This is a genomic window from Erwinia aphidicola (assembly GCF_024169515.1).
Lineage (GTDB): Bacteria > Pseudomonadota > Gammaproteobacteria > Enterobacterales > Enterobacteriaceae > Erwinia > Erwinia aphidicola.
In genome coordinates this window covers 3,927,400-3,953,378 of the sequence record NZ_JAMKCQ010000001.1, presented here as the reverse complement: position 1 = coordinate 3,953,378, position 25,979 = coordinate 3,927,400, and the positions used below count along the sequence as shown (strand labels likewise).

Below are 25,979 nucleotides of genomic sequence, written 5' to 3'. Positions count from 1 at the left end.
GTTAACAGTTAGCCCGCTTTCAGCAGCTGTGCGCTGTGGCGGTTTTGTAGCTGGACCAGTCGCTCCATGTAGGCAATATCCTTCGGCTCAATCGTGAAGGCGAAATCCACCCAGTCCTCGGTGATATCCATCAGTTCAGCCCGAGTGAGTTGCAGCACGCGCTGACGCGCTTTCAGCATCGCTCTCACGCCGTTTAGCTTCGGCTGCAGGGTATCAATGAAGGTACGCGTGCAGCGGTAACCCTCTCCCGGCTGGAACAGTTTATCGACCAGGCCGCGAGTTTCGAACCACTCTGCGGTGTGCGACTCCCCTTCGCAGATCAGCTCTTCCGCCAGCCTCATCCCCGAACGGCGCGCCACCAGAGAGTAGCCTCCCATCCCCGGGAACAGATTAAAGGCAATCTCCGGAAAGCCCATGCGCGCGCTGTTTTGCGCCAGAATAAAGTGATGCGCCAGGGCGGCTTCAAACCCGCCGCCTAACGCACTGCCTTCAACCATCGCAATGGTCACCGCACCGGTATCAAAGCCGCGCGCGGCGGCATGAATGCAGTCAACGCAGGCGCGGGCATACGATCGCAATGCTTCACGACGCCCGTTTTTAATCGATTCGACAAAGAAACGCAGATCGCCACCGGCGTTGAACATGCTCGGCACCAGCGAACCGGTGACCCAGAAATCGATCTTCAGCCCGGATCGTTGTGCGGCGTAGCTGAGGTTCATAATCTCCTCAATCAGCTGATGATTGAAGCTCGGTCGCGGCTGTGCACGAAGCATCATCCACATCGTCCGACGCTCTTCTTCGTAGTAGGCGGAGAGCTGAGTCATTTGTCCAGCTTCGCTAAAGAGCCTGCAGGTAGTCTGATTTACAACGGTCATATTATTATCCTCTGATTAGTTATGCGTTAAACGCAGCTCCAGCCTAATCCAGAGTGTGACCCTGCTAAAAGGGCGTTTGATTTTTAAGGTAAATTAACAGATAAACGCCAGATGAAATTGAGTTAAGTATGCAATAGCGTTAAATAATTGATTAAAAATAAAACGATATGATGGGGTGACAACTGCAGCGTATAGTGAAATATTTCGCCACTGATAAGCCGGATTTTAGCCACGCTGATGCCGCCCGAGAGTGGCAACCGGGCGGAGATACGGGCTAACTACTCTTGTCCGTAGTACGCGTTTTTTCCATGTTTTCGCAGGTAGTGTTTATCCAGTAATACCTGCTGTACCGCAGGCAACTCCGGCGTAAGTTGCTGGCTGAAGATCCCCATGTAGGCGACTTCTTCCAGTACTACGGCGCTGTGTACCGCAGCTTCAGCGCTGTTCCCCCAGGTAAACGGGCCATGCGAGTTGACCAGCACAGCAGGGATCGCCAGAGGATCGATATTGCGCTGCTGCAGCGTTTCAATAATGACCTGCCCGGTTTGCCACTCATAGCGCTCGGCGATCTCTTCGGCGCGCATCTGGCGCGTACAAGGGATGGCGCCGTAAAAATCATCGGCGTGAGTCGTCCCCCATGCGGGGAGATCTCTCCCCGCCTGCGCCCAGATAGTGGCGTGACGCGAATGGGTGTGAACGATACCGCCAATCTGCGGCCAGGCAAGATAGAGGGCACGGTGGGTGTCAGTATCTGACGACGGGCGCTTACTCCCTTCGATCGCTTCGCCGCTGGCCACATCAACCACCACCATATCGTCACGCTGCATCGCCTCGTAGCTCACCCCGGAAGGCTTAATCACCATTAAGCCCTGCGTGCGGTCAATCGCGCTCACGTTGCCCCAGGTAAAGGTCACCAGACCATAACGCGGCAGCGCCAGATTTGCCTCGAGTACCTGCTGCTTTAGTTGTTCCAGCATGCTGTTATCTCCGTGTTGATATCTGACTTATTGTCAGCGGCAGGAGGCAAAGCGGGTATGGAAGCATTCGCTGGATAAGTGGCAGATTCCGGCTGTTCACTGCGATTTGCGGCAGCAATAACAGCCAGGTCTGGTAGGAATTAAGATTTTTTACCTGTAAATATATTCAGCAATATCTAGAATTAGCTTATCTGTTCTGGCCGCAGGTGATAGTTAGAGACCTAAAGGTCTGATTCATCTTCATCTGCCGGGTGGATGGCACAATAAATTGTTCTATTTTTAAGCGCTATTTACCTGAACAGTGACATAAATCACCAGTAAAAGCGCCTTGTGTACCAACCCTCTTCTATACTTGAGAGGTATTTCTGACGCTGTAACTAAGGAGTAGTCATAATGTCAATCAATGCAAAACGCATCACCGCCGCCGTACTGGCAGCAACGTTAGTTCTTTCCCTGAGCGCCTGTTCAAACTGGTCGAAACGCGATCGTAATACGGCCATCGGTGCAGGTGCCGGTGCAATTGGTGGGTCAATTTTGACCAACGGTAGTGGTCTCGGCACCGTAGGCGGCGCTGCCGTTGGTGGGATTATCGGCCATCAGGTCGACTAACTATAAGAAATTGGCTCCGCACGCACATCTACATGCAGAAGGCCGCGATTTATCGCGGCCTTCTTTTCTTTTCAGCGCAGCGAACGATTAACCGCCAGCCAGCTTGACCTTAAAACCTTTGCCTTCCAGCAGGGTTTTCAACAGATCGCGCTTATCCCCCTGGATCTCAATAATGCCATCCTTTAGCGCACCGCCGCAGCCGCATCTCTTTTTCAGCTCGGCAGCCAGCTTTGTCAGCTCCGCATCATCAAGGTCAATTCCGCTGATCAGACAGACGCCTTTGCCCTTACGGCCGCTGGTCTGACGCTGGATGCGCACAATGCCGTCGCCTTTTGGCCGCTGCACCACCGCTTTCGGCTCATCGATGCGCCCGCTCTCCGTGGAGTAAACCAGGCGGCTGTTATCATCGACCATTATGCCCCCTGCAGTTCGCTGAGAATGTTACGCAGCGTTGCTGCCGGGTCGCTGGACTGGGTAATCGGGCGACCGATCACCATATAGTCGACGCCAGCCTGCACCGCCTGCTGGGGCGTCATGATACGGCGCTGATCGCCAGCATCGCTGCCTGCCGGGCGAATGCCAGGCGTCACCAGACGGAACTGCTGTCCGATAGCCTGCTTGAAGTGGCTGGCTTCCTGAGCCGAACAGACCACGCCGTCCAGACCACACTGGTGGGTCAGGCGCGCCAGACGCTCAGCCTGCTCTGCCGGTGACAGCTCAATGCCCAGGCCGCGCAGGTCATCAGCATCCATGCTGGTCAATACGGTTACGGCAATCAGCAGCGGCGCATCTTTCCCCATTGGCAGCAGCGCTTCACGCGCGGCGTTCATCATCCGCGCCCCGCCGCTGGCATGCACGTTTACCATCCATACGCCGAGATCGGCTGCGGCGGCAACGGCATGCGCGGTAGTGTTGGGGATATCGTGGAATTTGAGGTCGAGAAACACCTCGAACCCGCGCTGCTGGAGATCGCGCACCAGCTGCGGACCAAACAGGGTAAACATCTCTTTGCCGACTTTTAAGCGGCAGCTGCCGGGCTCAATCTGGTCAACAAACGCCATTGCGCGATTGAGATCGGCATAATCTAACGCGACCACAATCGGTGAGCCGGTAACCTGAGGTGAAAGCATGGATATACCCTCTTTAATTGGTGCACCGCACGGCGCAAACGATAAACGGGGAGCATTCTACCTATAGCGCAGGGAAATTCACAGTTTACGCTGACAATTATCCTTCCCTGTTAAGCACAGGAGAGTACGGGTGCGGCTGGAACCGCTATTAAACTAAACGCGTTAGTATGTTGTAACTAATAAGGCTTAGAATCTTTTTACGGGCTGACCGGAAAAGAAGGTCAGCCCCTACAATAAAAAGGGTGATAGCTAATAAAAACAGAAGGTTATTGGCCGTCGAGGCCGCGGATAGGTTTGACCGATGACCAGGCGCGGCAGGATGGGCAGTGCCAGTAAAGCGCATGGGCGGTAAACCCGCATTTATGGCAGCGATAGCGTGGCTTGGTGCGGATCTGTTCGCCCACCATCTCACGCAGGACCATCAGGCTCTCTTTCGCGCGGCCATCTTCGGCCTCCTGCAAATTAAAGTCCATCAGGCGATGGAACACCCGCATGGTCGGATGGCGCTGAAGCTGACGGGTGATGTAGGTCTGCGCGGCTTCCGCGCCCTCTTCCCGATCGAGGATGCCAGCAAGGTAAAGCTCGGCTGACGCGCCGGTATTCTCTTCGACGCAGCGACGCAGGTAGTCGGCCCACGCCTGCGGTTGTTCCAGGTGTTGGTAGCAGCTTTCGAGCATTTCCAGCGTCTCGCTGACCAGCTCTTTATCCTGCTCGATAACACGCTGCAGGTGCGCTACCGCTTTGGCATACTCGCCTTTCGCCATATGAATGCGCCCCATCATGATCGAGACGCGGGCGCTGTTGCGGTCGGCAGAGTCCCCTTTTTTCAGCAGGTTCATCGCACGGTCAAGGTCATCACTCCCCATTGCCTGTAGCGCAAGCTCACAGTAGAAATGGGCGATTTCCATCCGCAGGCGATCCTTACCCAACTTCACCAGCCGCTCAGCGACCTCGATCGCATTAGGCCAGTCGCTGGTTGCCTGATGGATCACCAGCAGCTGCTGCAGTGCGCTCACGCGAAAATCAGTTTCATCGATCAGCTGACCAAACATCTGCTCCGCCCGGTCGTAAAAACCGGCAGCCATATAGTCACGGCCCAACTGTTGAATCGCCAGCAGGCGCTGATCGTAGGTCAGAGAAGCACTTTCCATCAGTGCCTGGTGGATGCGAATGGCGCGGTCGACTTCGCCACGCGAACGGAAAAGGTTACCGAGGGTCAGGTGTGCTTCAACCGTGCCGCTGTCCTCTTTTAGCATATCGAGGAACAGGTCAACGGCCTTGTCCTGCTGGTTAGAAAGCAGGAAGTTCACCCCAGTGACATAATCACGTGACAGGCGGCTGGCCTCCTGTTGCTTATCCTGTTGCACGCTTCTGCGCCCCATGTACCAGCCATAAGCGGCGGCGATGGGAAGTAACAGAAAGAGCAGCTCTAACATAAAGTGTTATTCCTTGACGGCAGGATGCTGTGACGAGGTCACGTTGCTTTCAGCCGTACTGAGCTGCTGCTGAATTCGTTTGAGTTTACGCTGAGCATGCGCCAGCGAAACCCGCACGCGCAGCCAGAACAGCCCACAGATCGCCCAGCCCAGCAGAAAACCGACCGCAAACAGCGATGCCAGCAGCGTTGAAATGCGGAATTCGCCCTGTGCCAGCAGGTAGTTAAAGTTCACCACCTGATTGTTGTGGGTGCCAAGAGTGACCGAAATGACGAAAATCGCCAGAACCACTAAAAAAATGAGCAAATATTTCACAGTTCGTCCCATATGCCGGAGTTAAGCAGATGAATTATGCCAAAAAAATCGTCCTGATGCTTGCATTGATGAGTGCAAACCGCGGCAGAACATGAAACAGCGCCCTGACTCTCCTTCGCCACGGCGCCGGCGAAAAGTAAGATATGGGGTCAAATGCCCTCTTTACAATCCATCCGCTTCGGTTTCACGCGCGCTTATTTCCTGCTGCTCCTGCGGCGGCACGGTGAGCGGGCCGCAGAAACGCTGGGCCAGCCAGGTTGCCAGAGTGATAAACAGCCAGCTAATCAGCGTGGCGGTGATGAGATCGATTGGCCAGTGCATTCCGAGCAGCAGGCGGCTGCCCATCACCGTCACCGCCCACCCCATCAGGATAACAATCGTCACGGTGCGGCGACGCGGCCATAGCAGCCCGACGCCAAGCAGCGCCCAGCTGGCGGCGAACATGCTGTGACCCGAAGGGAACGCAAATCCGGTTTCAAACGCCCAGTGCTTTTTCAGCCATTCGGGCAGCTGGGGATCGTTCGCCACCGCACTGCGCACCATCTCACTGCGCTGCTTACGCTTCTGCTCATAGAACTGCCGTTCATTGATGCCGTGGGTCTTTTCCAGCCACAGCACATAAGGGCGCGGCTCCTGCACCCCCTCTTTAATCACGCTTTTGGTGTACTGACCAGCCAGCAGCGTGCCAATGATTATCGCTAATAAAAATATGGCAGGTTTAAGGCGGAAACGCAGGCACCAGAGAAACCAAATGCACAAAACCGCGCTGGTCAGCGTGCCCCACGGGCTGGTGACCGTTTCGGTGAACCAAAACAGAACCAGATGGCCTATTCCCATTTCGCCCGGCTGCCACTGCCAGCCAGATAGCATCACGCCAAGCGGCATAATCAGTAACAGCAGTGCGCCGAGGGTGGTGCGTTTAACGATATCAGCCATTCTTGTTCCTTTTACGCATCTCTGATTGACAACAATGTAATAAGATTATCTTAAAAAATAATAACATAAGGATAGTACTTATGATATTTGTGCTGTATTACAACAATCGCTCTAACGTGTTAACCGCCCCGGCCTGTGTTGTGGCAAAATAGAGGGATTGTTTGCGTCAGGCGACTGACAAAGCGCTATCTGATGATAGCGTACTACCTGAAGTTTCTGGAGAGTCACATGCAGCTTAAACGGGTGGCAGAAGCCAATCTGCCCACGCCATGGGGAGATTTCCTCATGGTCGGTTTTGAAGAACTGGCAACCGGTCATGACCACGTTGCCCTGGTTTATGGCGATATATCTGATAACAAACCGGTGCTGGCCCGCGTTCATTCTGAATGCCTGACTGGCGATGCCCTGTTCAGCCTGCGCTGTGACTGTGGTTTCCAGCTGGAAGCCGCGATGGCGCAGATTGCCGAACTTGGCCGCGGCATTCTGCTTTACCACCGTCAGGAAGGCCGCAATATCGGCTTGCTGAACAAGATCCGCGCATATGCGCTACAGGATAAAGGCTACGACACGGTTGAAGCTAACCACCAGCTCGGTTTTGCCGCTGATGAGCGTGACTTCACCCCGTGCGCCGATATGTTTAAGCTGCTGGGCGTGGAAGAAGTTCGCCTGTTGACCAACAATCCGCGCAAGGTGGAGATCCTCAGCGAAGCCGGGATCAACATCGTCGAGCGCGTTCCGCTGATCGTCGGGCGCAACCCGAAAAATGCCCACTATCTGGATACCAAAGCCGCCAAAATGGGCCATTTGTTATCCAAATAAGTGCAAAAAAAAGCGGGCCTGTCCTGGCCCGCTCTCTCTTCTGACTCGCGCTAATCCAGCATATTCCTGATCACATAGTGCAGAATGCCGTCATTCTGGTAATAGGTCAGCTCATTACCGGTATCAATACGACAGCGCATCTCCAGCACTTCCTTAGCCCCATCCACGCCGGTTAAGGTCACTTTGACGCTCCCTCCCGGCTGCAGTTGGTTGAGGTCGTGGACATCGATCAGTTCATCCCCGGTCAACTTCAGCGTCTTGCGGGTTACGCCCTGCGGGAACTCCAGCGGTAGAATACCCATACCAATCAGATTCGAGCGGTGGATACGTTCGAACGACTCAGCAATGACGACGCGCACGCCCTGCAAACGCGGGCCTTTCGCTGCCCAGTCGCGGCTGGAACCGGAGCCGTACTCTTTACCCGCAATCACCGCCAGTGGCGTACCCTGCTGCTGATAGCGCATAGCGGCATCATAAATCGCCATCTGCTCATTACCCGGGATAAAGCGGGTCATGCCCCCTTCCACGCCCGGCACCATTTCATTGCGGATGCGAATATTGGCGAAGGTTCCGCGCATCATGACTTCGTGATTACCACGGCGCGAACCGTAGGAGTTAAAGTCCGTGCGCTCCACGCCATGCTCCAGCAGGTAGCGCCCGGCAGGGCTGTCCGCCTTGATGCTGCCCGCAGGCGAAATATGGTCAGTGGTCACCGAGTCTCCCAGCATTGCCAGTACGCGCGCGCCGTGAATATCCTGCACCTGCTTCGGCTCTTTGCCCATGTCATCAAAGAACGGCGAGAGACGAATATAAGTAGAGCCCTCATCCCAGTCATAGGTCGCCGCCTCACTGACTTTGATCTGCTGCCACTCCGGCGTGCCTTCAAAGACTTCGGCATACTCCTTAAGGAACATATCGGTCGATACCATCTGTACCGCCTCAGCAATCTCTTCCGGCGACGGCCAGATATCTTTCAGGTAAACGGGTTTGCCGGTGGTATCTTCGCCGATAGGATCGCTGTGCAGATTCAGGGTCATATTGCCCGCCAGCGCATAGGCGACAACCAGCGGTGGTGATGCCAGCCAGTTGGTTTTCACAAACGGATGAATGCGCCCTTCAAAATTACGGTTGCCGGACAGCACGGCGCCCACGGTGAGATCGCCCTGCTTAATCGCGCTCTCAATCTCTGCAGGTAGCGGACCCGAGTTACCGATGCAGGTGGTACAGCCATAGCCGACAAGGTTAAAGCCAAGCTTATCGAGATAGGGCGTCAGCCCCGCGCTGGCCAGATAGTCAGACACCACTTTGGAGCCAGGTGCCAGTGAACCCTTAACCCACGGTTTTGGTTTCAGCCCAAGCGACACGGCTTTTTTCGCCAGCAGGCCGGCGGCCATCAGCACGCTAGGGTTTGACGTATTGGTACAGGAAGTGATAGCGGCGATGACCACCGCACCGTCTTCCAGTTGATATTCTTGCCCGCTGTGGCTGTCGCGGTAAGTAATGGCTTTATGATCTTTCTGCGCGCGATTCACTTCCAGTTCATTACTGGCGCGGAAGGCAGCAGGCACATCGCCAAGGGCCACACGGTCCTGCGGGCGCTTCGGTCCGGCGAGGCTGGACTCAACCACGCCCATATCCAGCGCCAGGCTGCTGGTGAACACCGGTTCGTCCCCGGTGTTACGCCAGAGCCCCTGCGCTTTCGCGTAGGCCTCGACCAGCGCAATCTGCTGGCTGCTGCGCCCGGTCAACGTCATATAACTGAGGGTGATGTCATCGACCGGGAAGAAGCCGCAGGTTGCGCCATATTCTGGCGCCATATTGGCAATGGTCGCACGGTCGGCCAGCGGCAGGTCATCCAGCCCGTCGCCATAGAACTCCACGAACTTACCAACCACCCCGTGCTTGCGCAGCATCTGCGTAACGGTTAACACCAGGTCGGTGGCGGTGATCCCCGCTTTCAGCTTGCCGGTCAATTTGAAGCCCACTACATCCGGGATCAGCATCGACACCGGCTGACCGAGCATCGCCGCCTCGGCTTCAATGCCGCCAACGCCCCAGCCCAGTACGCCGAGCGCATTGATCATCGTGGTGTGCGAATCAGTGCCGACCAGCGTGTCGGGGTAAGCGACCTGGCGGCCATTTTGTTCTTCGTGCCAGACGGCCTGGCCGAGATACTCAAGGTTTACCTGGTGACAAATACCGGTGCCGGGCGGCACCACGCTGAAGCGGTTAAAGGCTTTCTGCCCCCAGCGCAGGAACACGTAGCGCTCGTGGTTGCGCTCCATCTCCAGGCGCACGTTCTCTTCAAACGCGTCGTCGTCGCCAAAGTGGTCCACGGTGACGGAGTGGTCGATGACCAGATCGACGGGCGACAGTGGATTGACTTTGGCAACATCACCGCCGAGACGCTTAACCGCCTCGCGCATGGCCGCAAGATCGACCACCGCCGGCACTCCAGTAAAGTCCTGCATTAAAACTCGTGCCGGGCGATAGGCTATTTCCCGGTCGGCATGGGCGTCTTTAAGCCAGCCGGCAAGTGCGCTGATGTCCTCCGCCGTGACGGAATCGCCATCCTGATAGCGCAGCAAGTTCTCCAGCAGGACTTTCATTGATTTGGGTAAGCGGCTGATGTCGCCCAGCTCTGATTGTGCTTTCGTGAGGTTGTAGAAATGGTAGCGCTGATCGTTGACTTCCAGCGTGTCCTGACTGATTTGGCTTAATGTCGACATTGCTCCTCCATTCGTGCGCTCGAATAATCATAACCTTAGTGATTGCAAGGTTTGATTAAACATAGCACAACTCGGCAGCAACGTTTTGATAACAACACTAATTGACAACAGCTGAAACAAAATGAAAATTAAAAAACAAAACGCCCCGCTGTACAGGTCAGCAGGGCGTTATTGTTTATTACGCTAAGCTTTTAATTAAAGGCGCGATTAGCGCATCACCATTGCAAGCCATAACGCGCTAGTCCAGAACAGGGCTGAAAATGTCCAGGTACTGAACCAGGTAATTTGGGTTAAATTCATCATATTCTCTCTCAGGCCACTGCTGACCAAAACGTACCGCATTAAATCCTCGGCATCTACCACAAGGATTTCACCGTTAAATGATGGCGTTACCATCAGAATTGGGCGTCAAGAAGCCCTGACCAGTGGTTCGGTCTTAAGATTAAATGAATCTGTTTTAATAATAATGCCCGGCAAGGTTGCCTGGGAAATAGTCACGTCGTGACTTATTTTGCTTTCTTGTCTTCGAACATTGACTCAATAAAATTACGCTGCAGTTCATTCAGATTCCATGATGCTGGAATCGAATCCTGAGTGTCATTTTTGCCTTTGCAAAAACGCTCGGTTTTACGTACCTGCTGTGCTTTACGATCGTGCAGTCCAAGTTGCATTGTTACCCCCAAATACGCCAGACAGATAAAGCAACCACAACCCAGAACAATGAGGAAGCAGCGAATACCGTGAGCCAGGCTTTGCGTTTCAGATTGCTGTTACGCTCAACCTTGATGGTTTTGTCCCCGAAGTCGGGTTGTACAGATAATCTAGTAGCCATAGTTTTTGATAATCACTCTCATTAAAACGATTGTTTGAACCAATCAGAAATTAGGATGAATCCTAAACATTCTGTGTTGCAAAATCCAGTAATTTTTATTGAACAAAACGATTAACAGGATTTATCAAGCATCAAAAAGATTAATTAAAAACGCTAAGTTAACTTAAGGGGAATAATTACTCCTTAACCCAAACTGGTTGCATTGGCCCCTCTATTAGGTCCAGCCTAAATTAGAGATAAATTTAGCACGCCTCAGGCCACAGGCGATCTCCACTCCTTTTAACTAGAGTATGAGAATCATCCTATCCTGGCGCAAAGAGCGACAATGAAAAGTGTGTACTGTTTCTCATTTAAGAAATAACAATGAAGGAACATGTGATACATGTTTCATTTACGAAAAAATAATGAAATGGGGTTAACGTTTGCAGTAATCGGTGGCACCAATCATAAAAAAAGTGGGCCGCAAGCGGCCCACTTATATCATCAATAATATTGTGGGTTACTACTTTGCCGGCAGCTTGATGTCTTTGAACATCGCTTCAATATCTTCATTCGAGCGTAAACCTACAGCAGTATCAACAACATCACGCGTCAGATGCGGCGCAAAGCGCTGGATGAAGTCATACATATAGCTGCGCAGGAAGGTGCTGCGGCGGAAGCCAATTTTGGTGGTGCTGTAGCTAAAGACGTCGGTCGCTTCAATTCTCACCAGGTCAGGATCGGATACGGGGTCCACCGCCATACTGGCAATTACCCCTACCCCCAGTCCCAGCCGGACATAGGTTTTTATCACGTCAGCATCGGTTGCAGTAAAGACAATCCGTGGGGTCAGCCCGGCACGGTTAAACGCCGTGTCCAGTTCTGAACGGCCCGTAAAACCGAAGGTGTAGGTGACTAATGGATATTCTGCAAGTTCTTCAATCGACACTTTGCTCTTCGCCGCCAGCGGATGGTCAGGCGTGACGACAATGGCACGGTTCCAGTGATAGCACGGCAGCATGATCAAATCGTCGTAAAGATGCAGAGCTTCAGTGGCAATGGCAAAGTCGGCATTTCCCTTCGACACGGCCTCAGCAATCTGCGTTGGCGAGCCCTGATGCATATGCAGCGAGACGCGCGGATAGCGTTCGATAAAGCCTTTAATCACGTTTGGCAGTGCATAGCGCGCCTGCGTATGCGTGGTCGCCACGTACAGTGAGCCTTTATCAGGCCAGGTATGTTCACCCGCCACGGATTTGATTGCATCAACCTTTGACAGGACTTCACGCGCGATGCGGATAATCTCCTGCCCGGCGGGCGTGACCTGAGTCAGGTGCTTACCGCTGCGGGCGAAAATCTGGATGCCCAGCTCATCTTCCAGCATGCGCACCTGCTTACTGATGCCGGGCTGTGAAGTATACAGGCCCTCGGCCGTTGAAGAGACGTTGAGGTTATGGTTCACCACTTCAACGATGTAACGCAGCTGCTGCAATTTCATTTTTCATTCCATCCAGGGTTTGAAGCAACGCGCCGAATCCCCGGCAGCATAAGGAAACTGCGTCAGGTTAACGGTCTATAACCAAAATAATTGGAGGTGTGGCAAGGCGGCAAGTGTATTAGTCCCTGGGAGCTTACTGTAGTAAGTGACCAGGGCGTATACACGCAGCTAACGAAGTCACAGCTTCAAGAATGAAGGTTATAATGCGAATTAATAATAAGAAAGGTGCTATCTATAACAACTATATCAAAAAAGTGGGATATGTATAGCATCGGAAGGGGAAAGCGTGAGGAAGATGAAGCGTGAGCGAACCGCACGAGGCGGCTCGCTCACTGGGGGAAGCAAGAAATTATTTCTTCGCGCTCACTTCCCACTTACCGTCAACATAGAAGGCGGACCAGCCGGTGGCTTTGCCGTCTTTCTCGGTGCTGACATACTGCTGTTTTGTTTTACGGCTGAAGCGTACCACGGCTTTGTTGCCATCGGCATCCGTTGCCGGAGCATCGGCCAGGTAACGCAGCTTTTCGGGCAGCCGGTCACGGAAGCGTTGCAGCTCTTCAACCTGCGGCGCGCGGGTTTCACGCGATTTAGGGAAGGTATTCGCCGCAAGGAATACGCCCGCCGCGCCGTCACGCAGCACGAAGTAAGCGTCTGACTTCTCACACGGTAGCTCAGGTAACGGCACCGGATCTTCTTTCGGTGGCGCCACTTCGCCGTTGCGCAGAATTTTACGCGTGTTTTTACAGTCGTCGTTGGTGCAGGCCATGTACTTGCCGAAGCGCCCCATTTTCAGGTGCATTTCAGAGCCGCATTTTTCACACTCAACGATTGGCCCGTCGTACCCCTTAATGCGGAACTCGCCCTGCTCGATCTCGTAACCGTCACATTCCGGGTTGTTACCACAGACGTGCAGCTTGCGCGAGGGGTCGATCAGGTAGCTGTCCATCGCGGTGCCACACTTCTGGCAGCGGCGGCGGGCGCGCAGCGCGTTAGTTTCCGCATCATCCCCTTCGAGAATATTCAGTACTTCATTCTCTGGGATCAGGTTAATGGTCTGCTTACAGCGCTCTTTCGGCGGTAGCGCGTAGCCGGAACAGCCGAGGAACACCCCGGTACTGGCGGTACGGATACCCATCTGACGGCTACAGGTCGGGCAGTCAATAGAGGTCAACACCATCTGGTTCGGCTGCATGCCGCCCTCTTCCGGGTCTTTCTCTGCCTGCTCAAGCTGCTGGCTGAATTCGCCAAAGAACTTGTCCAGCACGGCTTTCCACTGCGCTTCGTTGTTCGCTACTTTATCGAGATTGTCTTCCATGTGCGCGGTGAAGTCGTAATTCATCAGCTCACGGAAGTTCTCTTCCAGACGGTCAGTGACGATCTCGCCCATTTTCTCAGCGTAGAAGCGGCGGCTTTCCACTTTCACATAGCCACGATCCTGAATCGTTGAGATGATCGAAGCATAAGTAGAAGGACGACCAATACCGCGTTTTTCCAGCTCACGCACCAGCGAAGCTTCGCTGAAACGCGCCGGTGGCTTAGTGAAGTGCTGGCTGGGTACCAACTGCTGCAGGCTCAGCTCGCTGCCTACTTCAACCGGTGGCAGTACGCGATCTTCATCACCTTTACGCAGCGCCGGCATTACCCGCGTCCAGCCGTCAAAGCGCAGCGTGCGCCCTTTGGCCTTCAGTTTGAAATCGCCTGCTTCTACGGTAAGTGTTGTAGAGTCGTACTGCGCTGGCATCATTTGACAGGCCACGAACTGGCGCCAGATCAGCTGATACAGCTTCTGCGCGTCCGTTTCCATATCTTTTAGCTGCTCAGACTGCACTTTGACATCCGAAGGACGGATGGCCTCGTGCGCTTCCTGAGAGTTCTCTTTACTGCTGTAAACATTGGCGGCTTTCGGCAGGTATTTCGCGCCAAATTCATCCTCAATGTAGCCACGCACCATGCCCACCGCATCCTGGCTCAGGTTGGTAGAGTCAGTACGCATATAGGTGATATGACCCGCTTCATACAGACGCTGCGCCATCATCATGGTTTTCTTCACGCCGAAGCCAAGGCGGGTACTTGCCGCCTGCTGCAACGTAGAGGTAATAAAGGGTGCGCCTGGCTTACTGCTGGTTGGCTTGTCTTCGCGGTCGGCCACCACGTAGCGGGCTTTTTCCAGCAGGCTAACGGCAGCATAAGTCTGCTCACGATTAACCGGGCGGAACGGTTTGTCGGCCTGATGAGTCACCTGCATTGGCAGGTCAACGCCTTTCGGCGTAGTCAGGTCGGCATTCAGATCCCAGTACTCTTCCGGGACGAATGCTTTGATCTCACGTTCACGCTCAACCACCAGGCGAACGGCGACTGACTGCACGCGCCCCGCAGAAAGGCCGCGTGCGACTTTTTTCCACAGCAGCGGGGAGACCATATAACCGACCACACGGTCCATGAAGCGGCGTGCCTGCTGAGCATTGACGCGGTCAATATTCAGCTCACCCGGCTTTTCAAATGCCTGCTGGATAGCGTTTTTGGTAATTTCGTTAAACACCACGCGGCTGTAGCGTGATTCATCGCCACCGATCACTTCCCGCAGGTGCCATGCAATGGCCTCCCCTTCGCGGTCAAGGTCCGTTGCGAGATAGATGTGGTCAGCTTTTTCGGCCAGTGCTTTCAGTTCAGCAACGACCTTTTCCTTACCTGGCAGGATTTGATAATTCGCATCCCAGCCGTGATAAGGATCGACGCCCATACGGTTAACGAGGGCAGTCTTTTCGTCTTTTTTGACCTTCTTGCCGGTTTTACTGGTTGTAGAGTCAGCGCTCTTTTTAACTGTTGATCCACTTGTCGGCAAATCACGGATGTGACCCACGCTGGATTTCACCACGTAGTCATTACCGAGATATTTATTGATCGTTTTGGCTTTTGCCGGGGACTCAACTATTACGAGAGCTTTTCCCATAGTTACCTTTACCTGATTAAAACGTCCGAGAGTAAGTTGTGCCGTCTTCCTGAAGCTACGCAGCGCACTAAGGATAGGGTTATTGGGGAAAATGAATTCAACCCGAACAACTTTTTCATCAATTCCAGTGCGAAATCTGACGTTACAACACGTTGATTAACGGTACTTTTTACTACCTGTTAAGCGAATCTCTAACAAGGCGTAAAGTCTGTTTTACGCCCGGAACCCGAAACGCCCACACTCTACCTGATAAAATCTGTTACGCAACTTAATTAGCATCCATGCCCCATTTACGCCAGAAAACTAAGAAAAAAGAGTCACTTTTGTATATCACCACAAAGATTGCGGATTTAAGGGGCTGGCGTACAATAGCGGCCAGAAAATGACTATATAAAGAAGGAAAAGGACCATGTCACAACAGCAAGCCGTCAATCGTGAACATCTGCTGGCGCTGGCCCGGGAAATGATCGTCAACCATCCAGACTATTTCACAGGCCTGAGCGTTGATGATGTCGAGCAGAAGGGAGACGTCCTGGTATTTCGCGGCAACTACTATCTTGATGACCAGGGCCTGGCGACGGCAAAGAGCACCACGGTGTTTAACGTCTATAAAGCGCTGGCGGTGAATCTCTCGGCGCGCTACCGGCTGGAAAAATAACGCCCGCGGGTGCGGGCGTTAAGCAGGGTAAACCGTGGCAGTTACAGCAGCGGTTTTTCACCGCGCTGCCAGATACGCAGCAGCAGGCGTTCAACGCTCAGCGTGGCGCTGTTGGTAAAGCGGTCCATCATGCTTTTGCGCCGCGCATAGCGCACGCCGATCACCTGATGTTTCTCTATCCGATCGATGATCAGATCGTCACTGGTGCCAATCGCATCCACCAGTCCCTTCTCCAGCGCCTGGGTGCCGTACCAGTGTTCCCCGGTCGCCACGCTGTCGATATCCAGCGTTGGGCGCATCTGATGCACGAACTGTTTAAACAGCAGGTGGGTTTCATTAAGATCTTCGCGGAATTTTTCACGCCCTTCTTCGGTGTTTTCACCAAACAGCGTCAGGGTACGCTTGAACTCGCCGGCGGTGTGCAGCTCAACGTCAATTTCATTGCGCTTGAGCAGGCGGTTGAAGTTAGGGATCTGCGCCACCACGCCGATGGAACCGATAATGGAAAATGGTGCGGCGACGATACGGTCCGCCACGCAGGCCATCATATACCCGCCGCTGGCGGCGACTTTGTCCACGGCTACCGTCAGCGGAATACCCTTATCACGCAAGCGCTGCAGCTGTGAAGCAGCCAGTCCATAACCGTGAACTACGCCGCCGGGGCTTTCAAGACGCAGCAGGACTTCGTCACCCGGTGCTGCCACCGCCATCACCGCAGAAACCTCTTCACGCAGCGAAGAGACTTCGCCGGCATCCATGCTGCCCTTAAAATCGAGCACGTACAGCGTGGATTTGGCTTTCTCTTCCGGGCGGCCCAGCTTCGCCTGCTGTTTGGCCGTTTTCGCCGTCAGCTTCTCTTTTTTCTTCTGCTCTTTGTGCCACTGTTTTTGCTGATGCGGCTTCATCTTCGCCAGGCGCATATCGTCCTGCATATCACTGTACTTCTCGCCCAGCTGAGTAAGCTTGAGCTGGCCATTCTGCGCGCGTTTGCGCAGCGCAAGGTTGGCGATCACCACCGCAATTGCCACGATAGCAATCACCACGGTGACGGTTTTTGCCAGGAAGAGTCCATAATAAGAGAGTAGATCCACTCAATCCGCCTTAATTTACATTATGTTATAGATAGCTCTAGTGTAGCGGAGTCCCCGCGTTGAGTCGCCTGTAACCCGGTAACAGCACATGAATATGCTAAAGCGCTGATTGAACTCACCCACTTTTTCAGGCATAAATCACTTTATTCAGTCCGCGCAAGGGTTTACAACAGGCGATACTATCAGCCGCCCTGCGGAAATCCCCCCATCGCCAGAGGAATTCTTTGTGCACTATCAACCGAAAAGCGATCTGCTCAATAACCGTATTATTCTTGTCACCGGGGCCAGCGACGGCATTGGCCGCGAAGCCGCGCTGACCTATGCCCGCTATGGCGCTCAGCTGGTTCTGCTGGGGCGCAATGCGGAAAAACTGCAACAGGTTTGTGACGAGGTTAACCAGCGCAGTCAGGCTCCGGCACTGTGGTTTACCCTCGATCTGGAAACCGCCACGGCGCAAAGCTGCCAGCAGCTGGCAGAAGCTATTGCCGAAAAGCTGCCGCGACTTGATGGCGTGCTGCACAACGCCGGAGTGCTCGGTGAGGTGGTGCCGATGGATAAGCAGGATCCCGCTATCTGGCAGCAGGTGATGCGCGTCAACATTGACGGCACCTTCTTCCTGACGCAGGCGCTGCTGCCCCTGCTGTTAAAAGCTGAGGGGGCTTCACTGGTCTTCACCACTTCCAGCGTGGGCCGCCAGGGCCGCGCCGGCTGGGGGGCGTACTCAGTGTCCAAATTCGCCACCGAAGGCATGATGCAGGTGCTGGCAGAAGAGTATGACCCACGCCAGCTTCGCGTTAACTGCATTAATCCCGGCGGCACGCGCACCAAAATGCGTGCCAGTGCCTTCCCGCAGGAAGATGCCAATAAGCTGAAAACTCCCGCCGACATTATGCCACTCTATCTGTGGCTGATGGGTGATGACAGCAAACGTAAAACCGGCACCAGCTTTGATGCCCAGCCGGGGCGCAAGCCCGGGGCGGCAGAATAATGGCCGAAGATCGCCACCAGCAGCGGCAGCAAAAACTGAAGGATCAGGTTGATGCGCGCATCGCTGCGGCTACCGAAGTGCGCGGCATTCTGATGGTATTTACCGGCAACGGCAAAGGGAAAACCACGGCGGCATTCGGCACCGCCAGCCGGGCGGTTGGCCACCAGAAGCGCGTCGGGGTGATTCAGTTTATCAAGGGCGAATGGCCAAACGGCGAGCGCAATCTGCTGGAACCGCACGGCGTCGAGTTTCAGGTGATGGCGACCGGCTTTACCTGGGATACGCAGAATCGTGCAACGGACACCGCCGCCTGCCTGGCCGTCTGGCAGCACGGCAAACGCATGTTGCAGGATCCGACTCTCGACCTGGTGGTGCTGGATGAGCTGACCTACATGGTGAGTTTTGACTACCTGCCGCTGGAAGAAGTGATTGCCGCCCTGCAGCAGCGCCCTGCTCATCAGAGCGTCATCATTACCGGTCGCGGATGTCATCGGGAGATTTTGGCGCTGGCGGACACGGTCAGTGAAATGCGCCCGGTTAAGCATGCGTTTGATGCCGGGATCCAGGCACAGCAGGGAATTGACTGGTAGGAAAAAAAAGGGGCCGGGCATGATGCCCGGCCCCCTGTCAGTCGTTTAGCCCTGCTGCTGGCGCTTGGACGACTTCGTCGGGCGGCGATTGCTGCCTGGCTTGCTGGCTTTCGCCGTCGTAGTATGGCGCTTAACGGCGCGACGGATCTGATTCGCCTTGGTGCGACGACGATCTTTCTCCACCGCGACCTTGCTGACGGTTTCTGCATCCAGACCCACCAGCTCACGCAGGTAGTTTGTCGGCCCCAGCTCAAGCTCGGTCCAGCCACCGCGCGGCAGGCCTTTTGGCAGATCGATATCGCCGTAACGCACGCGGATCAGACGGCTGACCTGCACGCCAACCGCTTCCCACAGGCGGCGCACTTCGCGGTTACGCCCTTCGGTCAGCGTAACGTTGTACCACTGGTTGATCCCTTCACCACCGGTAAACTTCAGCGTTTTAAACGCGGCCGGGCCATCTTCCAGCTGCACACCACGGCTCAGCTGTTTGATCTTATCGTCGTCGACAGCGCCGAATACGCGCACGGCGTATTCGCGCTCAACTTCGCGGCTCGGGTGCATCAGGCGGTTAGCCAGCTCACCGTCGGTGGTGAACAGCAGCAGACCGCAGGTGTTAACGTCCAGACGACCAACGGCAATCCAGCGCGCGCCGCGCAGTTTTGGCAGACGGTCAAATACCGTCGGGCGCCCTTCCGGGTCATTGCGCGTGCAGAGTTCGCCTTCCGGCTTATAATAAGCCAGTACGCGGCAGACTTCAGTGATGGATTCGCTGACCGGCACAACGTGACCGTCGATGCGGATTTTCATAGATGCGCTTGGCTCAACGCGGTCACCCAGCGTGGCCAGCTTGCCGTCAACGCTGACGCGCCCGGCGGAGATCATGGTTTCGATTTCACGACGGGAACCGTGCCCGGCGCGTGCTAATACTTTCTGTAACTTTTCGCTCTTGTCGCTCATGGAGCTACCTCTGTGTCGCCTTCCCAGGCGTCATTAATTGGTAAGATGGTGCCATCAAAGTGGAGATTCGCACGAATATCAGCCTGCTACCCCAGGCAGCCATGCTGTTTCGCGACCCGCTTTTTCAGGGAAGCGCATTCTACACTATCTGCCTTGCCAATCATAACGCTATAGCCGGAGTTTGCTGATTTGGTGTAGCGCAGTCTGGCACCGGCATGAATACATCCCTGTCGCGAGGCGCACAGGCAGCATCTTTTGCCGTTACGGCATGCTGAGACCGGTTTGCGCACGTTTACGGTTGAAATCATTTCATTTTGCATTGATAAGATTTAACAGTGGCTTATCGTTTTAAGACGTTAAATGCTAATCAGTTCAGGCATGATACTTCATTCTCATTCTGCTGAAATTAGCGTAAATACAGCGACTTGCCCGGGCATATTTCTGTATGGCTAACAGCGCTACAGGCCGCCCCAGCGTTAGGCTGCCAGCAAATACTCCAGCATCGCTGAACGAATCCAGATTGCTAACCTGCATTTATGCAGTTTCATGGTCTTAAGCACCATTTTATTTTTACAGCACAGTTTTTTATGCTGCAAAGCAGAGTTAGTGTAAAAGATACATTAGCTTCAACATCAAATAGTCAGTTTATAAATATCGTGGATTGAGTTAACGCTGGATGATTTAGACTTTTACCTTTTTTGACCTTTAATTAATTTGCCTGGCTAATAAGTTTGTGTAGAATTCACTCAGGCAGAAGAGCGCCATATAAATAGATTGTTAAATTTATATTATAAATACACGTTCATCGTGTAACACAAATTCTTTGATTTATTTTCTTCGTTGGCACGAATCGGGAGCGTAAGTTCCCATTAAAATACGCTGATAAATAGTCAGCATCGGCATTACACGTCATTACTCCTCACCAGGGATCTTACTGACGTGTCCGACAAGAATGTGACAATTATGAAAATTAAAATGACCCTGCCGGTATTGGCTATGCTAATACTGAGCGGCTGCTCTGTAGGCAAATATGACTACAGCAGCGAAGCTATGAAACGTGTAGATATGAATTTTACCGGCATTCCGACCGTCCTCGGTATCGGTTCGCTCGGCACCAGCATTCCTATCACTCCTGAGTACAGCCTGACTGCGGCGCACGTGGCCAAGCTCTCCGTGCAGAAGGTAAAGGCCTACCACCCTTACTGCGACCTCGCGATTATCTACCACAAGAACGACATTAAAACCCTGCCGAAATTCCGCGATGGCGCAATCGGCGAGTCGGTTAAAATGTACGGTTACAGCTTTATTTCCGCCATGCCGGTTGAATCATCCGGCGTTAATCTCACGCTGACCGGGATACGTAATGAGTGGAATAAGCGCCCGTGCGTGGCAATGGCATCGAATGCCGGCGTGGTGAAAGGGATGTCCGGCGGCGCCGTTTATAACAGCGATGATACCATCGGCGGCGTCATTATTGGCTTTACGAATGAGTTAAAACGACCGAAGAAATCTCCAGTTCCGCTTAAGGATGTCTCGCTGTATATTCCGTATCAGGATTTTAAAGAGTGGCTGGAAAAATCTACATCGTGATAACACTAAACGATAAATAATAACAGGCTCACGCTTCAGAGCCTGTTAATTGTACTTAAAGGAAGGGTTGAATATCGCCCACGCCTTCACGGATCACTTCCGGCGTATTTTCCGTTAAATCGATAACGGTCGTCGGCTGCTGCCCAAGATAACCGCCGTGTATAATCAGGTCGACAATTTTGCCGATCTCATCCTGAATAGCTTCCGGATCCGACTCGGTGAAGTCATTGCCGGGCAGCATCAGCGACGTCGACATCATCGGCTCATTCAGCGCTTCCAGCAGCGCCAGCGCAATGGGGTTAGACGGCACGCGCAGGCCGATGGTTTTACGCTTTTCGCTCATCAGACGACGCGGCACTTCTTTGGTCGCCTTGAGTATAAAAGTGTAGTTGCCCGGCGTGTTGTTTTTGATCAGGCGAAATGCCGTGTTGTCTACGTGAGCATAGGTAGACAGCTCAGACAGATCGCGGCACATCAGGGTAAAGTTGTGGTTACCATCCAGCTGACGGATGCGGCAGATACGCTCCATCGCGTTCTTATCTTCCAGCTTGCAGCCCAGCGCATAACCGGAATCGGTGGGATACACGATGACGCTGCCTTTGTTCAACATCTCCACCGCCTGCTTGATCAGGCGCGGCTGGGGATTATCCGGGTGAATATAGAAAAATTGACTCATAACTAACCTCTCACCTGCGCTTTCTGCGCGGGTTCATTGTGCGATTTCAGGAAATCTTAGCCACACGGCTTCAACACCGCCAGGTAGCCATAATTTTTTCCCCAGCTCAATCCAGGGACAGGGCTGATGGAAGTCAGACCCCTGCGACGCCGCCAGCTGATAATCCTGTGCATAGCGCGCCAGCTGGCTGCGCTCGTTCGGAGCCTGCTGGCACTGCGCCACTTCCATCGCTTCGCCACCCTGCTCGCTGAAATGCGCCAGCAGGCGCTTCAGCCACTTAGCCGACAGCCCGTAACGCGCCGGATGGGCAAGCACGCTACGGCCGCCAGAATGATGAATAGCATCAATAGCTTGTTTAATTGTACACCACTGTGGCGGCGCATAGCCGGTTTTGCCACGCGCCAGGTAGTTTTTGAATACCTGCTGCATGTTGTCTGCTTTGCCCTGCGCGATAAGAAAACGGGCGAAGTGACCACGGGTAATCGCCCCGCCTTCGGCCAGCGCCAGCGCCCCCTCAAGCGCGCCGGGAATATGCGCCTTCTCCAGCCGCTCAGCAATCAGCTGCGCCCGCGCCAGGCGCCGCTCGGCCTGCTGCGCCAGAAACGCCACCATCACCGGGTGATCGATATCAATTCCCAAGCCAACAATATGGATTTCGTGGTTTTCCCACAGGGTGGAGATTTCCACACCGTTAATCAGCTGGAGTGGCAATTGATGCTGAGCAATCGCCTCACGCGCGGCTGAAATACCTGCGGTGGTGTCATGGTCGGTAATGGCCAGCACGCCCACACGGTGCTCTACTGCCCGCAATACCAGCTGCTCCGGGGTCAAAAGACCATCGGAAGCGCGAGTGTGGCTGTGGAGATCGTAAATAGGGAAAGAACTGACTGAGGTGGCGACTGCTGTCAAAACGGCTCCGGAAAACGCGGGGAAGTATCGCAGCATGATACCGACATTTGCCACTGAGGGAAAAAGAGTATTGACTTTTTTGCCGCGAACCAGTTAACTAGTACGCAAGTTCACAAGCAAAGGTGTCTGTATCATGACGTATTCATTCTCTCTGATGACTGGTTGGTGGCACACTTCACCCTGAACGGGCGAAGCTGTCATGCACGGTTAATACGCAGTGCAGATACTTAAGCCCGCCTACCGCGGGCTTTTTTTTGAGCAAAAAACAGAGAACATCACATGCAAAATGCCAAACCTACAGTGAAGTTGATTACCGGCAACGCACCTTATCGTGAAGATCCCGCTGCGGTCTTTCATCAGCTTTGCGCGGCGCGCACTGAAACCCTGCTGCTGGAATCAGCCGACGTCGACAGCAAATGCAACCTGAAAAGCCTGCTGATTGTTGACAGCGCCCTGCGTCTCAGCGCGCTGGATAATCGCGTGCAGGTGCAGGCGCTGTCGGAAAATGGCCGTGCTCTGCTACCGCTGCTGGATGCTGCCCTGCCCGCCAGCGTTGAGAACCACGTGCGTCCGGACGGGCGTGAGCTGGTATTTCCCGTTAATGCTGAAATCCAGGATGAAGATTCCAACCTGCGCGCTTTGTCGGTATTTGACGCGCTGCGCCTGATCCCACAGTTGGTGAATGCACCGGCAGAAGAGCGCGAAGCGGTGCTGCTGGGCGGCCTGTTCGCTTACGACCTGGTTGCCGGTTTCGAAGCGCTGCCGGCGCTGAAAAACGAACAGCGCTGCCCGGATTACTGTTTTTACCTCGCTGAAACCCTGCTGGTAATCGACCATCAGACGCAGAGCGCACGCCTGCAGGCCAGCCTGTTCACGCACCAGCCGTCCGAGTTTATGCGCCTGCAAAGCCGCATCGAACAGCTGCACAGTCAGATGCAGCAGGCTGCCACGCCGCTGCCCGTGCAGAAAGTGGAAAGCATGAGCCTGAGCATCAGCCAGAGTGATGAAGACTACTGCGCGGTGGTGCGCGAAATGCAGGAAGCGATCCGCGTCGGCGAGATCTTCCAGGTGGTGCCGTCGCGCCGCTTCTCCCTGCCGTGCCCGTCGCCGCTGGCCGCCTATGACACGCTGAAGAACAGCAATCCCAGCCCGTATATGTTCTTTATGCAGGATCGCCACTTCAGCCTGTTCGGTGCCTCACCGGAAAGCTCGCTGAAATATGACGCGCGCAGCAACCAGATTGAAATCTATCCGATTGCCGGAACCCGCCCGCGCGGACGTCATGCGGATGGTTCGCTGGACCGTGATCTCGACAGCCGTATCGAGCTTGAGATGCGTACCGATCATAAAGAGATGGCTGAACACCTGATGCTGGTTGACCTGGCGCGCAACGACCTGGCGCGTATCTGCCAGCCGGGCACCCGCTATGTCGCGGATTTAACCAAAGTGGACCGCTACACCTTCGTGATGCACCTTGTCTCACGCGTGGTCGGCCAGCTGCGTAACGATATCGACGTGCTGCACGCCTACCGCGCCTGTATGAATATGGGCACCCTGAGCGGCGCGCCGAAAGTACGCGCCATGCAGCTGATTGCCAAAGCCGAGGGGACGCGACGCGGCAGTTACGGCGGCGCCGTGGGCTACTTTACCGCCAGCGGGGATCTGGATACCTGCATCGTAATCCGCTCCGCCTATGTTGAAGATGGCGTGGCAACCGTACAGGCCGGTGCCGGCGTGGTTCTTGACTCCAATCCGCAGGCGGAAGCGGATGAAAGCCGCAACAAAGCGCGTGCGGTTCTGCGCGCCATTGCCACTGCTCATCACTGCAAGGAGATTTTCTGATGGCCGATATTCTGCTGCTCGATAACTTCGACTCTTTTACCTATAACCTCGTCGACCAGTTACGCACCTTCGGCCATAACGTGATGGTCTACCGTAACAATGTTCCGGCGCAGACGCTGATTGAGCGCCTGCAACAGATGGAAAATCCGGTACTGATGCTGTCGCCAGGCCCGGGCGCGCCGTCAGAAGCCGGCTGTATGCCGGAGCTGCTGCTCGCGTTACGCGGCCGCCTGCCGATTATCGGCATCTGCCTGGGCCACCAGGCCATCGTGGAAGCCTACGGTGGTCACGTCGGTCAGGCCGGCGAAATCCTGCACGGTAAAGCGTCTGCGATAACCCATGACGATCAGGGCATGTTCGCCGGTCTGAGCAACCCGCTGCCGGTAGCCCGCTACCACTCGCTGGTAGGCAGCAACATTCCTGCCGGGCTGACGGTGAACGCCACCTTTAACGGCATGGTGATGGCCGTGCGCGACGACGCCAACCGCGTCTGCGGTTACCAGTTCCATCCGGAATCGATTCTTACCACCCAGGGGGCACGCCTGCTGGAACAAACCCTCGCCTGGGCGCTGGCGTAATCAAGGAGTTACAAGATGCACACTATTCTGGAAAAACTCTTTCAGGCTGAGATCCTGACGCAGGCTGAGAGCCACCAGCTGTTTTCGGCGATTATCACCGGGCAGCTGGAACCTACCCAGCTGGCAGGTGCACTGATTGCGATGAAAGTACGCGGTGAGCAGCCGCAGGAGATTGCCGGGGCCGCGACCGCCCTGCTGGAAGATGCCAAACCCTTTCCGCGCCCCGACTACGCATTTGCCGATATCGTCGGTACCGGCGGTGACGGCAGCAACAGCATTAACATCTCGACCGCCAGCGCGTTTGTCGCCTCGGCCTGCGGCCTGAAGGTTGCCAAGCACGGCAACCGCAGCGTTTCGAGTAAATCCGGTTCTTCAGATTTGCTGGCAGCCTTTGGCATCAGCCTGGATCTTCCGGCGGAGAAAGCACGCCAGGCGCTGGACGATCTTAATGTCTGCTTCCTGTTTGCGCCGCAGTACCACAGCGGATTCCGCCATGCGATGCCGGTACGTAAAGAGCTGAAAACCCGCACTATCTTTAACGTGCTCGGCCCGCTGATCAACCCGGCGCGTCCGCCGCTGGCGGTGATTGGCGTTTACAGCCCGGAGCTGGTGCTGCCGGTAGCGCAAACGCTAAAAGTGCTGGGCTATCAGCGCGCTGCCGTAGTGCACGGTGGCGGCATGGATGAAGTGGCGCTGCACAGCGCAACCCACGTGGCGGAGCTGCGCGACGGTGACATCACCAGCTACCAGCTGACGGCGGAGGACTTTGGTCTGAGCAGCCATCCGCAGGAGGCGCTGGCCGGGGGCACGCCGGAAGAAAATCGTGACATTCTGGCGCGTTTACTCCAGGGTAATGGCGAGCTGGCTCATGAAGAAGCCGTGGCGGCCAACGTCGCCCTGTTGCTGAAAATTTTTGGCCATGAAGATTTGCGACAAAATGCTCAGCAGGCGCTGGAAACCATCCGCAGCGGCCGTGCTTACGAGCAGGTTGTCGCCCTGGCAGCAAGGAGATAAT

At 54.7% G+C, this 25,979-nt stretch carries 23 protein-coding genes, 1 pseudogene and 1 other annotated feature; of the genes and pseudogenes, 8 read left to right on the top strand and 16 right to left on the bottom strand.

Features of this window, described 5'->3' with window-relative positions; genetic code table 11:
- Positions 1-8: 8 nt before the first annotated feature.
- Positions 9-875, bottom strand: a complete 867-nt coding sequence (locus J2Y91_RS18635) for a crotonase/enoyl-CoA hydratase family protein (protein WP_048917952.1) — start codon at positions 873-875, stop codon at positions 9-11.
- Positions 876-1,153: 278 nt separating this feature from the next.
- Positions 1,154-1,852, bottom strand: a complete 699-nt coding sequence (gene araD, locus J2Y91_RS18630; RefSeq protein ID WP_133623740.1) for an L-ribulose-5-phosphate 4-epimerase — start codon at positions 1,850-1,852, stop codon at positions 1,154-1,156.
- Between the two features lie 393 nt (positions 1,853-2,245).
- Between araD and osmB the strand changes: the two genes are divergently transcribed.
- On the top strand, positions 2,246-2,461 hold the full coding sequence (gene osmB / locus J2Y91_RS18625) for an osmotically-inducible lipoprotein OsmB (protein ID WP_048915967.1): 216 nt from the start codon (positions 2,246-2,248) through the stop codon (positions 2,459-2,461).
- Between the two features lie 87 nt (positions 2,462-2,548).
- Here the strand turns inward: osmB and yciH are convergent, their stop codons facing one another.
- The 5 genes from yciH to pgpB form a co-directional block, all read right to left on the bottom strand.
- Entirely contained in the window at positions 2,549-2,875 is a 327-nt protein-coding gene (gene yciH / locus J2Y91_RS18620; protein WP_133623741.1) for a stress response translation initiation inhibitor YciH, read from the bottom strand.
- Positions 2,875-3,591 carry an orotidine-5'-phosphate decarboxylase gene (gene pyrF / locus J2Y91_RS18615; RefSeq protein WP_133623742.1) on the bottom strand — a complete coding sequence of 239 codons (717 nt, stop codon included), beginning with the start codon at positions 3,589-3,591 and terminating at the stop codon, positions 2,875-2,877. Before pyrF ends, yciH begins: the two co-directional genes overlap by 1 nt.
- 266 nt (positions 3,592-3,857) lie before the next feature.
- Positions 3,858-5,027, bottom strand: coding sequence for a lipopolysaccharide assembly protein LapB (lapB, locus tag J2Y91_RS18610; RefSeq protein WP_048915964.1), 1,170 nt, complete (start codon positions 5,025-5,027; stop codon positions 3,858-3,860).
- Positions 5,028-5,033: 6 nt separating this feature from the next.
- Positions 5,034-5,342 (bottom strand): lipopolysaccharide assembly protein LapA domain-containing protein, encoded by a 309-nt coding sequence (locus J2Y91_RS18605; protein ID WP_133623743.1) that lies wholly within the window; start codon positions 5,340-5,342, stop codon positions 5,034-5,036.
- A gap of 162 nt (positions 5,343-5,504) precedes the next feature.
- The gene (gene pgpB, locus J2Y91_RS18600; RefSeq protein WP_048915962.1) at positions 5,505-6,278 is read right to left on the bottom strand and encodes a phosphatidylglycerophosphatase B; all 774 of its coding nucleotides are present in this window, start codon (positions 6,276-6,278) and stop codon (positions 5,505-5,507) included.
- 228 nt (positions 6,279-6,506) lie between these two features.
- Here pgpB and ribA point away from each other — a divergent pair, with 228 nt between their 5' ends.
- Positions 6,507-7,097, top strand: coding sequence for a GTP cyclohydrolase II (ribA, locus tag J2Y91_RS18595; protein WP_048915961.1), 591 nt, complete (start codon positions 6,507-6,509; stop codon positions 7,095-7,097).
- A gap of 50 nt (positions 7,098-7,147) precedes the next feature.
- On the opposite strand, the gene acnA is transcribed toward ribA, so the two are convergent.
- The 5 genes from acnA to topA all read right to left on the bottom strand — a co-directional run bounded on the left by acnA (position 7,148) and on the right by topA (position 15,085).
- The gene (gene acnA, locus J2Y91_RS18590) at positions 7,148-9,826 is read right to left on the bottom strand and encodes an aconitate hydratase AcnA (RefSeq protein WP_133623744.1); all 2,679 of its coding nucleotides are present in this window, start codon (positions 9,824-9,826) and stop codon (positions 7,148-7,150) included.
- 506 nt (positions 9,827-10,332) lie between these two features.
- The gene (locus J2Y91_RS18585; RefSeq protein WP_099754620.1) at positions 10,333-10,497 is read right to left on the bottom strand and encodes a YciX family protein; all 165 of its coding nucleotides are present in this window, start codon (positions 10,495-10,497) and stop codon (positions 10,333-10,335) included.
- A gap of 2 nt (positions 10,498-10,499) precedes the next feature.
- The gene (locus J2Y91_RS18580) at positions 10,500-10,658 is read right to left on the bottom strand and encodes a YmiA family putative membrane protein (protein ID WP_099754619.1); all 159 of its coding nucleotides are present in this window, start codon (positions 10,656-10,658) and stop codon (positions 10,500-10,502) included.
- A gap of 502 nt (positions 10,659-11,160) precedes the next feature.
- The gene (gene cysB, locus J2Y91_RS18575; protein ID WP_048915959.1) at positions 11,161-12,135 is read right to left on the bottom strand and encodes an HTH-type transcriptional regulator CysB; all 975 of its coding nucleotides are present in this window, start codon (positions 12,133-12,135) and stop codon (positions 11,161-11,163) included.
- A gap of 349 nt (positions 12,136-12,484) precedes the next feature.
- Positions 12,485-15,085: a type I DNA topoisomerase gene (gene topA, locus J2Y91_RS18570; RefSeq protein ID WP_048915957.1), complete on the bottom strand. Its 2,601-nt coding sequence runs from the start codon at positions 15,083-15,085 to the stop codon at positions 12,485-12,487.
- Between the two features lie 409 nt (positions 15,086-15,494).
- Here topA and J2Y91_RS18565 point away from each other — a divergent pair, with 409 nt between their 5' ends.
- Complete coding sequence (locus J2Y91_RS18565) at positions 15,495-15,743, top strand: DUF2498 family protein (protein ID WP_048915956.1); 249 nt, start codon at positions 15,495-15,497, stop codon at positions 15,741-15,743.
- Positions 15,744-15,784: 41 nt separating this feature from the next.
- Here J2Y91_RS18565 and sohB read toward each other — a convergent pair whose 3' ends face one another.
- On the bottom strand, positions 15,785-16,834 hold the full coding sequence (gene sohB / locus J2Y91_RS18560; RefSeq protein WP_048915955.1) for a protease SohB: 1,050 nt from the start codon (positions 16,832-16,834) through the stop codon (positions 15,785-15,787).
- Positions 16,835-17,060: 226 nt separating this feature from the next.
- Between sohB and J2Y91_RS18555 the strand changes: the two genes are divergently transcribed.
- Positions 17,061-17,822: a YciK family oxidoreductase gene (locus tag J2Y91_RS18555; protein WP_133623745.1), complete on the top strand. Its 762-nt coding sequence runs from the start codon at positions 17,061-17,063 to the stop codon at positions 17,820-17,822.
- Positions 17,822-18,412 (top strand): cob(I)yrinic acid a,c-diamide adenosyltransferase, encoded by a 591-nt coding sequence (cobO, locus tag J2Y91_RS18550; protein ID WP_099754614.1) that lies wholly within the window; start codon positions 17,822-17,824, stop codon positions 18,410-18,412. The genes J2Y91_RS18555 and cobO overlap by 1 nt, the downstream gene beginning before the upstream one ends.
- A gap of 45 nt (positions 18,413-18,457) precedes the next feature.
- Here cobO and rluB read toward each other — a convergent pair whose 3' ends face one another.
- Entirely contained in the window at positions 18,458-19,369 is a 912-nt protein-coding gene (rluB, locus tag J2Y91_RS18545; RefSeq protein ID WP_048915952.1) for a 23S rRNA pseudouridine(2605) synthase RluB, read from the bottom strand.
- A gap of 963 nt (positions 19,370-20,332) precedes the next feature.
- Between rluB and J2Y91_RS18540 the strand changes: the two genes are divergently transcribed.
- Positions 20,333-20,959: a S1 family serine peptidase gene (locus J2Y91_RS18540; protein WP_396018873.1), complete on the top strand. Its 627-nt coding sequence runs from the start codon at positions 20,333-20,335 to the stop codon at positions 20,957-20,959.
- 55 nt (positions 20,960-21,014) lie between these two features.
- Here J2Y91_RS18540 and J2Y91_RS18535 read toward each other — a convergent pair whose 3' ends face one another.
- Entirely contained in the window at positions 21,015-21,635 is a 621-nt protein-coding gene (locus J2Y91_RS18535; protein ID WP_048915951.1) for an L-threonylcarbamoyladenylate synthase, read from the bottom strand.
- A 33-nt stretch (positions 21,636-21,668) separates the two neighbouring features.
- Complete coding sequence (gene rnm, locus J2Y91_RS18530; RefSeq protein ID WP_133623746.1) at positions 21,669-22,544, bottom strand: RNase RNM; 876 nt, start codon at positions 22,542-22,544, stop codon at positions 21,669-21,671.
- Between the two features lie 157 nt (positions 22,545-22,701).
- Positions 22,702-22,800: a sequence feature (Trp leader region), on the top strand.
- 23 nt (positions 22,801-22,823) lie between these two features.
- Between rnm and J2Y91_RS18525 the strand changes: the two genes are divergently transcribed.
- Positions 22,824-24,386, top strand: a complete 1,563-nt coding sequence (locus tag J2Y91_RS18525; protein ID WP_099754613.1) for an anthranilate synthase component 1 — start codon at positions 22,824-22,826, stop codon at positions 24,384-24,386.
- Positions 24,386-25,978 (top strand): annotated as a pseudogene (trpD, locus tag J2Y91_RS18520) (bifunctional anthranilate synthase glutamate amidotransferase component TrpG/anthranilate phosphoribosyltransferase TrpD). Before J2Y91_RS18525 ends, trpD begins: the two are co-directional and overlap by 1 nt.
- Position 25,979 lies beyond the last annotated feature (1 nt).